Source organism: Actinosynnema sp. NPDC023658 (assembly GCF_040639995.1).
GTDB lineage: Bacteria > Actinomycetota > Actinomycetes > Mycobacteriales > Pseudonocardiaceae > Actinosynnema.
On the sequence record NZ_JBFAAX010000173.1, the window covers coordinates 1 to 11,070 of the forward strand.

The following is an 11,070-nucleotide window of genomic DNA, read 5'->3' on the forward strand; positions in this document are numbered from 1 at the left end:
GGTCACCGGGTCTTTCACGCCTCGGCCATCCCCGCGACGACCGAGGTCCGGGCGGCACGCCGAGCGGGTAGCGCGGCGGCCACGATCGCGGCCACCACCGCGCCGGCCAGCATCACCCCGATCTGTCCGAACGGGACGATCAGGTCGACCGAGAGGGTGTCCGTGGACAGCGCCTCCGTGATCACCCAGCCGAAGCCGATGCCGAGCACCAACCCGATCGCCGCGCCCATCAACGCCATCAGCACCGACTCCACCACCAGCATCAGCCGCAGCTGACCCCGGGTCAGGCCGAGCGCCCGCAGCAACGCCGACTCGCGCGTCCGCTCCAGCACCGACAGCGTCAACGTGTTGGCGATGCCGAACAGCGCGATCACCACGGCCAGCCCGATCAGCGCCCAGATGAACCCGAGCACCTGGTTGAGCTGCTGGTTGAGCTGCTCCTTGGTCTCGGCCGCGCTGTCGACCACCGCCAGCGGCGAGGGGTCGGTGACCTTCTCCACCGCCGCGCGGCCGTTGGAGACCCCGCCCTTGAGCTTCACCAGGATGCTCTCGTAGCCCTCCTCGGCCTGCGAGAACTGCCGCGACGTCGCGATGGTCATGATGCCGTCCGACAGCCGCTGGCCCTCGACCACCGCGACCACCTTGAGGTCGAGCGACTGGTCCTTGCCCGCCTTGAACGGCACCACCGAGCCGACCGACACGTTGCGGTGCTTGGCGTACTCGGCGTTCACCGCCACCGTGCCGTCGCGGAGGTCGTCGAGCGACCCGCTGGTGACGGTGGGCCGGAACAGGCTCCCGATCGCCTCGCGCGGCACGCCGGTGAAGTACTCGCGCTCCCCGTAGACCACCGTCGTCGGCGCGACCTGCGCCACCTCCGGCACGGCGGCCAGCTGGTCGACCAGCTCCTGGGGCAGCGTGCGGCCGTAGACCGCGGACGTCACCGTGTAGTCGGCGGGCATCCGCTGGTCGATCTCGGCGTTGGCGGTCTCCTTGGCGCTGTTCGCCACCACCGTCACCAGCGCCACGATGGTCACGCCGATCATCAGCGCGGCGGTCGTCGCGGCGGTGCGCTTGGGGTTGCGGCCCGCGTTGGCCGACGCCAGCTTCGCGGGCACCCCCAGCAACGCCCGCGGCACCGCGCCGAGCACCCGGTTGACCGGTCCGACCAGCAGCGGGCCGAGCACGAGCACCGCCGCCAGCAGCGCCATCGTGCCCGCGCCGCTGATCAGCATCGCGGTGTCCTCGTCGTCCATGCCCATGCCGAGCACGACCGCGCCGACCCCGACCACCCCGAACAGCACGGCGGTCAGCACGCGCAGCACGCCCGTCCGGTGGACCTCCTCGCCGCTGTCGGGCTGGCTGCGCAGCGCGGCCACCGGCGCGACCCGGGTCGCCTTGCGGGCGGGCAGCACCGCCGACAACACCGTCACCAGCGTGCCGACCGCGAACGCGGCGAGCACCGTCCTCACCGTCACCGGCAGGAGCACCTGGCCCGCGCCGTCGTTGCCGAACGAGAGGATCACCCGTTGCAGCAGGGCGGACACGCCGATGCCGCCGAACAGTCCGATCACCGACGCGGTCAGGCCCATTACCAGCGCCTCGGCCAGCACGCCGCGGAACACCTGGCCCCGGCTCGCGCCGACGCACCGCATCAGCGCCAGCTCACGGGTGCGCTGGGTGACCAGGATGGTGAACGTGTTGTAGATGACCATGGCCGCGACCACGAGCGCGATGAGCGCGAACACCAGCAGCAGGGTGGTGAACTCACCCGACTGGGACTCGACCCGCTCCAACGTCTCCTCGGTGACCTGCTCGCCGCTCTTGACGGTGAACCCGGTGCCGCCGACGACCTTGCGGACGTTGTCGACCACCTGCTGCTGCGTGAAGCCGGGCGCGGCGGTGGCGACCACCTCGTACGGCAACCGTTCCGGCTCCAGCGCCTGGAACCCCTCGGGCGTCAACCCGACGTGGTCGTAGCCGGACAGCGAGAGCTGGTTCGTGCCCTGCTGGTACGTGCCGACCAGCGTGTACGTGAGCCGCTTGTCCTCCTTGCCCAGCAGCACCACCGGTTGACCGATGGTCAGCTTGGCGGTGGCGGCGGTGCGCTTGTCGACCGCCACCTCGCTCGCGGAGGTCGGGTAGCGCCCGTCGACGAGGTCGAACTCGCGCAGCTTCTCGTTGGTGGCCAGCGGAACGACCCACGCCGGCTTCGCCTTGCCGCCGGAGGTGAGCAGCGGCACGTCCTGGGAGTCGCGCGCGTCCGCGCCCGCCACGCCCGGCGCCTGCCGGATCTTCGCCAGCACCTCCGGGCTGATCCCGGTGACGTCGGCGGACGACTCGCCGGACACGCTGACCGAGACGTCGACGTTGCGCGAGCCCTTGGCGAACTCGTCGCGCAGGCTCGCGGTCATGGCGTCCCCGAGCACCAGCGTGCCGGTCACGAAGGCGACGCCGAGGGCGATCGCCACCGAGGACAGCACGAGCCGTGCGGTGCGGGCCTTGAGGCCCGCGATGATCGTGCGCAGCATCAGGGTCACGCGCCCAGGTGCTTGAGGGCGGACAGCACGGAGTCGGCGGTGGGCTTGTCGATCTCGCCGGCGAGCCTGCCGTCGGCCAGCAGCACCACGCGGTCGGCGTAGGAGGCGGCGACCGGGTCGTGCGTCACCATGATCACCGTCTGGCCGAGCTTGCGCACGGACATCCGCAGGAAGTCCAACACCTCCGCGCCGGAGCGCGAGTCGAGGTTGCCGGTCGGCTCGTCGGCGAACACCACGTCGGGCCGGGCGACCAGGGCACGGGCGCAGGCCACGCGCTGCTGCTGGCCACCGGACAGCTCGCTCGGCTTGTGCTTGAGCCGGTCGCGCAGGCCCAGCACGTCCACGATCGTGCCGAACCACTCGCGGTCGGGCTTGCGGCCCGCGAGCTCCAGGCCGAGCAGGATGTTGGCCTCGGCGGTGAGCGTGGGCAGCAGGTTGAACGCCTGGAAGACGAACCCCACCCGGTCGCGGCGCAGCTTGGTCAGGTCCTTGTCACCCAGCGAGGTGATCTCCGTGCCGCCGATGTGGACGTTGCCGCCGTCGACGTTGTCCAACCCGGCCAGGCAGTGCATCAGCGTGGACTTGCCGGACCCGGACGGACCCATGATGGCGGTGAACTTCCCCGCCTCGAAGGCGACGCTGACCCCGTCCAGCGCCCGGACGGCGGTGTCGCCCTTGCCGTACACCTTGACCAGGTTGGCGGCGGCTGCAGCAGTGCGGGTTCCGACGTCGGACACCAGTGCGGACATGCTCCCTCGATTCCTCGGGTCTTGCGGACGTCGAGAAAGCTATGGGGCACGCGGGTCGCCGGGCGTCACCTCGACGGCGGAACCGGGGGTCAGCCGACGGGATGACTCCCCCTAGTCCCGGGGTCTGACCCCCCGTCACTTCTTCGCCCGCAGCCGGGCTGATCCCCACCTGCTATTCCCGGCCCTGACCGCCCAAACTGCTCCGGCCTACCCGAACCACCCGGCCTACCCGACCTCCCCGAGCCACCCCGGCCTACCCGGCCTACCCCGAACTACTCGGACTGCGCGGGCAAGTCGAGCAGCCCCCGGTCGAACGCGTTCGCCACCGCCTCACCCCGCCTGCTCGCGCCGAGCTTGGCCATGATGCGGCTGAGGTGGACGCTGACCGTCTTCTCCGAGATGTAGAGCTCCTCACCGACCTGCCGGTTCGTGCGCCCCAGCGCCACCAGCTCCAGCACCGACCGCTCGCGCGGCGTGAACGGGTCCACCCGGTCACGCGGGCCGTCGTCGCGCAACGCCACCCGGGCCCGCCGCGCGACCAGGTCCACCACCTCGCGCAACGGCGTCGCGCCCAGCGCGTCGGCCACCTCGCAGGCCAGCCGCAGCTCCCGCGCCGCCTCGTCGCGCCGGTCCACGACCAGCAGCACCTCGGCCAGCCGCCACCGGCACACGGCCTGCTCGTACACCGACCCGAACCCGAACCCGTCGACCGCGCGCCGCCACAGCTCCGGGTCGCCCGCGCCGGTCAACCTCGACTCCTCGGCCGCCGCGCGCGCCAGCCAGGCCCGCCCCTCCGGGCCCAGTTCGTTCCCGCGCGGCAGGCCCATCTCGGCCGTCGTGCGCGCGTACTCGGCCAGCTCGTGCCCGGCCCGCACGGCTTCGTCCTCGGCCGCCCGGTCCTTGCGGCGACGGGCGCGCGCCGCGATCTCCACGTGCCCCGCGACGCCGAGCGCGGCCAGCCGGATGCCGGCCAGCACCCACTCGCCGTCCTTGCGGGACCAGCTGATCGCGTCCGAGACCCGGTCGACGGCCAGTTCCGGCTGTCCGCGCCACAGCGCGAGCTCCGCGCCCGTGCCACCGGTGATCAACGCGATCTGCAGGTCGCGGTGCCAGTCCGCGCGCAGCTCCCGGATCATCCGGTCCGCCTGGTCGAAGTCGCCCCGGCTCACGGCGACGTGCGTGCCCGCCGCGGCCAGCCGGGCCGACACCGTGCTCGACACCCGCAGGCCGGGCGGTTCGGCGGCGGTCGCCGCGCCGTCCCACTCGCCGCGGTAGTACTTGGTCAGCACCTGGAGGATGCGCAGCTCCAGGCCGAACGAGCTCCACGCCAGCCCGGTCGCCTTGGCCCGCGCCACGCCCTCGTCGAACACCCGCCCGGCCTCGGCCAGCTCACCCAGGTCGTAGTGGTGCAGGCCGAGGAAGTACCGGGCCCGAAGCTCGGTGCTGACGGCCTCGGCCTCCATCGCGCACGCCACCGCCGCCGTCAGGTGCTCCCGCGCCCGCGACACCTCGCCGGCGGGCTCGTCGAGCAGGCCCAACGTGGTCAGCGCGTCCGCCACGGCCGAGTCCGCGCCCGCCGCACGACCGTCCGCCACCGCCATCTCGGCGCGCTCGCGGGCCTCGACGAACTTGCGGTCGTTGCGCAGCGCCGCCGCCCAGACCGCCAGCACCCACGCGCGGGCCGGGCTGGCGGGCCGGTCCCGGACCAGCCGCCACGCCTCCTCCACCGCGTGGTACTTCTCGTCGTCGGTGCCGTCCAGCACCTGCAACGCCTGCGCGAAGCGCCGCCACATCACCGCCGCGTCCTCGGGGTCGGACTCGTCCACCACGGTCGTGCCGGTGCGGGCGAACGCGATCGCCCGCTCGGGCTGACCGGCCGTGCCCGCGGCCCAGGACGCGCTGCGCAGCAGCTCCAGCTCGGTCATACCGGCCGGCCGGTGCTCGGCGGGCACCGCGTGCCACAGGTTCAGCGCGCGCTCCAGGTGGCGCAGCGACTCGGCGGGGGCACCGGCGGCGTGCGCCTCGTTGCCCGCGTCCACCGACGCACGCAGCGCGCGGGCCAGGTCGTGGGACTCCAGGCTGTGGTGGGCCAGCGCGGCGGCGGCGCCCCGGTCGCCGGAGGAGGCGAGCCGGTCGGCGTACGCGGCGTGCAGCCGCACGCGCTCGCCGGGCAGCAGGTCGTTGTAGACGGCCTCGCGCAGCAACGCGTGCCGGAACGTGTACACCTCGGCGCGGTCCACCAGCAGCACGTGGTGCTGCACGGCCTCGCGCAGGACCGCGTCCAAGCCCACGTCGTCCATGCCGGCCACGTCGCGCAGCAGCTCGTGGCGCACCGAGCGGCCGCTGACCGAGGCGACCCGGACCAGGCGCTGCGCGTCCGGGGACAGGCGTTCGATGCGGGCCAGCAGCACCTCGGACAACGTCCACGGCACCTCGCGATCACCGCACGCGGCGAAGCCGATCAGCTCCTCGGCGAAGAACGGGTTGCCGTCCGAGCGCTCGGCCACCTCCAGCACCAGGTCGTCCGCGAGGTCGTCACCCAGGGCCGCGACCAGCGAGCGCGCGTCGATCGCGCTCAGCGGGGTCAGGTCGAGCCGCTGCACGGCGGGCAGCCGGACCAGCTCGCTGAGCAGCGGTCGCAGCGGGTGGCTGCGGTGCAGGTCGTCGGAGCGGTAGGTGGCGAGCACCAGCAGCCGCTGCGCGCGCAACCGCGAGAGCAGGAACGACAGCAGGTAGCGGGTGGAGGCGTCGGCCCAGTGCAGGTCCTCCAGCACCAGCAGCACGGGGCGTTCCGCGGCCAGCTCCCCCAGCAGGCCGTGCACCGCGTCGAACAGCTGGAGCTGGCCGACGTCCTGCTCGGGGCGGCGGCCGACCAGGTGCGACGGCAGCCCGGAGACCGACGCGGTGGTCTCGTGGCCGACGGGCAGCGCGAGGTCCGGCATCAGCAGGCCGAGGGCGGGCCGGGCGCCGACGTCGAGCAGACCGGCCCGCAGGTAGCTGTACCGCTGCTGCACGGCGGTGTAGAGCGGCCACCGGTTCGCCCGTGACACCGCCCGCGCCCGCTCCAACCGCCACGTGGCGTGGTTGCTGGCCCCGATCTCCCGGACCACGCCCGCCTCCACCAGCTCCGCGAACCCGCCGAGCGTGTCCTCCAGGGTGACGCCGCGGTCCTCGACGTGGCTGTAGTAGAGGTCGATGCGGTCGGTGCCCAACCGCCGAAGGCTGTCCCGCACCGCGCTGCGGATCGTCTCCGCGGACAGGCCCTCGGCGTTCTCCAACCCGGTGCCGGGCGTCAACGGCCGGGCGCCCACCTTCGTGGCGACCACGACCCGGTCGCGGTTGCCCCGGGCGGCCAGCCACCGGCCGACCGCCTCCTCGCTCTCGTCGCCCGTGCCGCCGTCCCAGAACACGTAGTTGTTCGACGTGTCCAGGAACGTGCCGCCCGCCTCGACGAAGCGGTCCATGATCGCGAACGAGGTCCGGTCGTCCACCCACTTGCCGAACGGCAGTGCGCCCAGCGCCAGGGCGCCGACCTCCAGTGAACCGATGCGCTGTCGTCTCATGGTGATCACCCTGGGTGCTGGACCGCACTCCAGGTCAAGCCCGGAGGGGTGAACCTGGCATCCTGGACGACACGATGTCGACGATCACCCAGTGGGCTCCCGCCGTGCCGGCGCTGGTGCTGGTGGCCAGCCCCGGCGTGTGGCGGTACAGCAGGCACGTCATCACCATCGCGCACGAGGCCGGGCACGCCCTGGTCGCGCTGCTCACCGGCCGCCGGCTGGAGGGCATCAAGCTCAACTCGGACACCTCGGGCGTCACCGTGTCGCGCGGGCGGCCCACCGGGTTCGCCGTGGTGCTCATGTACTTCGCCGGGTACGTGACGCCGTCGCTGCTCGGCCTGGGCGCGGCGGCGCTGGTGACGACCGACCACGCCCGGCCGCTGCTGTGGGCCACGGTGGGGCTGCTCGCCGGGATGCTGGTGATGATCCGCAACGCGTTCGGCGTGCTGTCGGTCGTGCTGACCGGCGCGGTGATGTTCGCCGTGTCCTGGTACGCCACCGCGGAGTGGCAGGCCGCGTTCGCGCTGTTCGTGGCGTGGTTCCTGCTGCTCGGCGGCGTCCGCCCGGTCGGTGAGCTCCAGCGCAGGCGGATGCGCGGCCTCGCCCGCCAGTCCGACGCCGACCAGCTGGCCCGCATCACCCGCGTGCCGGGCCTGGTCTGGGTGCTGCTCTTCGCCGCCCTCACCGTGGGCGCCCTCTTCCTGGGCGGGAGCCTGCTGCTCCCGCGTTAGCCGGGGTCCGGGTCGGGTAGCCCATCCCCGTCGAGGGAGGACGCCATGACCGACACGGTCGCCGACTTCGTGCTGCGCCGCCTGCGCGACTGGGGTGTCGAGCACGTGTTCGCCTACCCGGGGGACGGCATCAACGGCCTGGTCGCGGCCTTCGGGCGCAGCGACGACCGGCCGAGGTTCATCCAGTCGCGGCACGAGGAGATGTCCGCGCTGGCCGCCGTCGGGTACGCGAAGTTCAGCGGTCGGGTCGGCGTGTGCATGGCCACGTCCGGGCCCGGGGCGGTCCACCTCCTCAACGGCCTCTACGACGCCAAGCTCGACCGCGTGCCGGTCGTCGCGATCGTCGGCCAGACCGCCCGCACCGCCATCGGCGGCAGCTACCAGCAGGAAGTCGACCTGCACGCGCTGTTCAAGGACGTCGCGTCGGAGTACCTGGTGGACGTGACGGTCCCGGAGCAGCTGCCCAACGCGCTGGACCGGGCCATCCGCACCGCCGAGGCGCAGCGCGCGCCCACCGCGCTCATCATCCCGGCCGACGTGCAGGAGCTGGACTACTCGCCGCCCGAGCACGCGTTCAAGCACGTGCCGTCCAGCGCGCCGAGCCGCTCGTGGGCGACCGCCGTGCCGTCGACCGACGACGTCGACCGCGCGGTCGACGTGCTGAACGCGGGGGAACGGGTCGCGATCCTCATCGGCCAGGGCGCGCGGGGCGCCGCGGACGAGGTGCGCGAGGTGGCCGACGTGCTCGGCGCGGGCGTGGCGAAGGCGTTGCTGGGCAAGGACGTGCTGCCCGACGACGAACCGGGGGTGACCGGCGCGATCGGCCTGCTCGGCACCCGGCCCAGCTACGAGCTGATGCGCGACTGCGACACCCTGCTGATCGTCGGCTCCAGCTTCCCGTACTCGCAGTTCCTGCCCGAGTTCGGCCACGCGCGGGCGGTGCAGGTCGACGTCGACGCCCGGTTCATCGGCATGCGCTACCCCACCGAGGTCAACCTGGTCGGTGACGCCGCCGCCACGTTGCGCGCGATGCTGCCCGCGTTGCGCCGCAAGCAGGACCGCTCGTGGCGGGAGCAGGTCGAGCGCAACGTCGAGGAGTGGTGGGGGACGCTGCGGCGGCAGTCCATGGTGGACGCCGAGCCGGTGAACCCCATGCGGATCATGTGGGAGCTGTCGCCCCGCCTGCCGGAGGACGCGATCGTCACCGCCGACTCGGGTTCCGCCGCCAACTGGTACGCCCGGCTGGTGCGGATGCGCGGCCGGATGCGCGGCTCGCTGTCGGGCACCCTCGCCACCATGGGCGCGGGCGTGCCGTACGCGATCGGCGCGAAGTTCGCCCACCCGGACCGGCCCGCGATCGCGCTCGTCGGTGACGGCGCGATGCAGATGAACGGCCTCGCGGAGCTGATCACCATCGCCCGCTACCACGGCGAGTGGTCCGACCCGCGGCTCGTGGTGTGCGTCCTGCACAACAACGACCACCAGGTCACCTGGGAGCTGCGGTCGATGGGCGGCGAGCCGAAGTTCGAGCAGTCGCAGGTGCTGCCCGACGTGGGGTACGCCGCCTTCGCCCGGTCCGTCGGGCTCGACGGCATCGACGTGGACGACCCGGCGGACCTCGGCGCGGCGTGGGACCGCGCGCTGTCCGCGTCCCGGCCCGTCGTGCTGGACGTGCGGTGCGACCCCAACGTGCCGCCGATCCCGCCGCACACGACGTTCGAGCAGGCCAAGGCCACCGCCGAAGCGATGATCAAGGGCGACCCGGACGCGTGGGACGTGGTGAAGCGCGGCGTGCGGACCAAGGTTCAGGAGTTCCTGCGCGGGTAACCGGTGGCCATGGTGAGCATCGGTTACTTCCTCTCCAGCGAGGAGCACGGACCGCGTGAGCTGGTGAGGCAGGCGCGGTGGGCCGAAGAGGCCGGGTTCGAGCGCCTGTGGATCTCCGACCACTACCACCCGTGGAACCACGAGCAGGGCAACAGCCCGTTCGTGTGGTCCGTGATCGGTGCGCTGTCGGAGGCCACGTCGCTGCCCATCACGACCGCGGTCACCTGCCCGACCGTCCGGATCCACCCGGCCGTGGTGGCGCAGGCCGCCGCGACGGCCGCCGTCCAGTGCCGCGGCGGGTTCACCCTCGGGGTGGGCAGCGGCGAGGCGCTGAACGAGCACATCTTCGGTGACCGGTGGCCGTCCGCGCCGGAACGGCTGGAGATGCTCGAAGAGGCCGTCGAGGTGATGCGGGCGCTGTGGAGCGGCGACGAGGTCAGCCACCGCGGCCGGCACTACACGGTCGAGCACGCCAAGCTCTACACGCTGCCCGCGGAACCCGTGCCGGTGTACGTGTCGGCGTTCGGCCCGAAGGCCGCCGAGCTGGCCGGGCGGATCGGTGACGGCCTGTGCTCCACCATCCCCGACCCGTCACTGCTGGAGAAGTTCCGGGACGCCGGCGGCGCGGGCAAGCCGACGCAGGCCGGGCTCAAGGTCTGCCACGCGTCCTCCGCCGAGGCCGCGGTGAAGACGGCGCACCGGCTCTGGGCCAACGAGCAGCTGCCGGGCGAGCTGGCCCAGGTGCTGCCCACGCCGCAGCACTTCGAGCAGGCGTCGACGCTGGTCACCGAGGAGATGGTCGGCTCGTCCCTGCCCGTGGGCCCCGACCCCGAGCCGTACGTGGACGCGGTCCGCGAGTACGCCGAGGCGGGCTACGACGAGGTGTACGTCGGCCAGATCGGGCCCGACCAGGAGCAGTTCTTCTCGTTCTGGGCCGAGTCGGTGGCGCCCGCGCTCCGCGGTGCCACCTCCTCGCCGGGAGGTGCCCGTTGACCGACCCGGACGCGCGCCCGCTGGACGTGACCGAGCAGGTGGACGAGGACGAGCTCGGCGTCGACCCGCTGGAAGGCGGCGCCGAGCCGCCCGAGCGGTGGAGCGGCGCCGACCGCCACGGCACCACCGCGCGCGAGCTGCGCGAGGGCGAAACCCTCGACCGGCGGCTCGCGCAGGAGCAGCCGGAGTAAACCCCGGCCCCGATCGATCCATCCGAATGGGGAGCGACACGTTTGCCCGCCGGGGACCAGCGGGTACGCCGTGATCACGCACCTGTGACACCGCAAGGGGGTTCATCCGATGACCAGCACCGCGCGCCTGCCCAAGCCCGTGACCGATGTCTGGGACTGGCAGAAGGACGGGCTGTGCCGAGGCCGGGACAGCGCCGTCTTCTTCCACCCGGACAACGAGCGGGGTTCCGCTCGCGCCGCCCGGGAGGACAAGGCCAAGCAGCTGTGCGCCCGCTGCCCCGTCGTGTCGCCCTGCCGCGAGCACGCGCTCGCGGTCCAGGAGCCGTACGGCGTCTGGGGCGGCATGGGCGAGGACGAACGGCGCCGCATCATCGCGAGCCGCCGCCGTTCCGCGGCCTGACCCGCCGCGACCGGCACCGGCCCGCGCCGGACCCACCCCGGCGCACCGCCACCGCCCGGCTCGACACCACCGCCCGGTC

The 11,070-nt window shown here is 73.1% G+C and carries 8 protein-coding genes; 5 read left to right on the top strand and 3 right to left on the bottom strand.

The genetic code is table 11. The annotated features are described in order from the left end of the window. Nucleotides 1-14: 14 nt before the first annotated feature. From AB0G02_RS19165 to AB0G02_RS19175, 3 genes are all read right to left on the bottom strand, one after another. Nucleotides 15-2,528, bottom strand: coding sequence for an FtsX-like permease family protein (locus AB0G02_RS19165; RefSeq protein ID WP_360795975.1), 2,514 nt, complete (start codon nt 2,526-2,528; stop codon nt 15-17). A 5-nt stretch (nt 2,529-2,533) separates the two neighbouring features. Further along, entirely contained in the window at nt 2,534-3,286 is a 753-nt protein-coding gene (locus tag AB0G02_RS19170; RefSeq protein WP_360795954.1) for an ABC transporter ATP-binding protein, read from the bottom strand. A 272-nt stretch (nt 3,287-3,558) separates the two neighbouring features. Further along, a complete protein-coding gene (locus AB0G02_RS19175; protein ID WP_360795957.1) occupies nt 3,559-6,849 on the bottom strand; it encodes an aldo/keto reductase in 3,291 nt (1,096 codons plus the stop codon). 74 nt (nt 6,850-6,923) lie between these two features. Here AB0G02_RS19175 and AB0G02_RS19180 point away from each other — a divergent pair, with 74 nt between their 5' ends. From AB0G02_RS19180 to AB0G02_RS19200, 5 genes are all read left to right on the top strand, one after another. Further along, a complete protein-coding gene (locus AB0G02_RS19180; RefSeq protein ID WP_360795960.1) occupies nt 6,924-7,580 on the top strand; it encodes a M50 family metallopeptidase in 657 nt (218 codons plus the stop codon). 45 nt (nt 7,581-7,625) lie between these two features. Continuing rightward, nucleotides 7,626-9,407, top strand: a complete 1,782-nt coding sequence (locus AB0G02_RS19185; RefSeq protein ID WP_360795963.1) for a thiamine pyrophosphate-requiring protein — start codon at nt 7,626-7,628, stop codon at nt 9,405-9,407. A 9-nt stretch (nt 9,408-9,416) separates the two neighbouring features. Then, nucleotides 9,417-10,400 carry a TIGR03557 family F420-dependent LLM class oxidoreductase gene (locus AB0G02_RS19190; RefSeq protein ID WP_360795966.1) on the top strand — a complete coding sequence of 328 codons (984 nt, stop codon included), beginning with the start codon at nt 9,417-9,419 and terminating at the stop codon, nt 10,398-10,400. Further along, entirely contained in the window at nt 10,397-10,591 is a 195-nt protein-coding gene (locus AB0G02_RS19195; protein WP_360795969.1) for a hypothetical protein, read from the top strand. Before AB0G02_RS19190 ends, AB0G02_RS19195 begins: the two co-directional genes overlap by 4 nt. A 109-nt stretch (nt 10,592-10,700) precedes the next feature. Further along, complete coding sequence (locus tag AB0G02_RS19200; RefSeq protein ID WP_360795972.1) at nt 10,701-10,991, top strand: WhiB family transcriptional regulator; 291 nt, start codon at nt 10,701-10,703, stop codon at nt 10,989-10,991. Nucleotides 10,992-11,070: the final 79 nt, after the last annotated feature.

Bases quoted from the DNA above. Each gene is read 5' to 3' on its own strand.
- AB0G02_RS19165 (WP_360795975.1), bottom strand. From the start codon at position 2,528: ATGCTGCGCACGATCATCGCGGGCCTCAAGGCCCGCACCGCACGGCTC.
- AB0G02_RS19170 (WP_360795954.1), bottom strand. From the start codon at position 3,286: ATGTCCGCACTGGTGTCCGACGTCGGAACCCGCACTGCTGCAGCCGCC.
- AB0G02_RS19175 (WP_360795957.1), bottom strand. From the start codon at position 6,849: ATGAGACGACAGCGCATCGGTTCACTGGAGGTCGGCGCCCTGGCGCTG.
- AB0G02_RS19180 (WP_360795960.1), top strand. From the start codon at position 6,924: ATGTCGACGATCACCCAGTGGGCTCCCGCCGTGCCGGCGCTGGTGCTG.
- AB0G02_RS19185 (WP_360795963.1), top strand. From the start codon at position 7,626: ATGACCGACACGGTCGCCGACTTCGTGCTGCGCCGCCTGCGCGACTGG.
- AB0G02_RS19190 (WP_360795966.1), top strand. From the start codon at position 9,417: ATGGTGAGCATCGGTTACTTCCTCTCCAGCGAGGAGCACGGACCGCGT.
- AB0G02_RS19200 (WP_360795972.1), top strand. From the start codon at position 10,701: ATGACCAGCACCGCGCGCCTGCCCAAGCCCGTGACCGATGTCTGGGAC.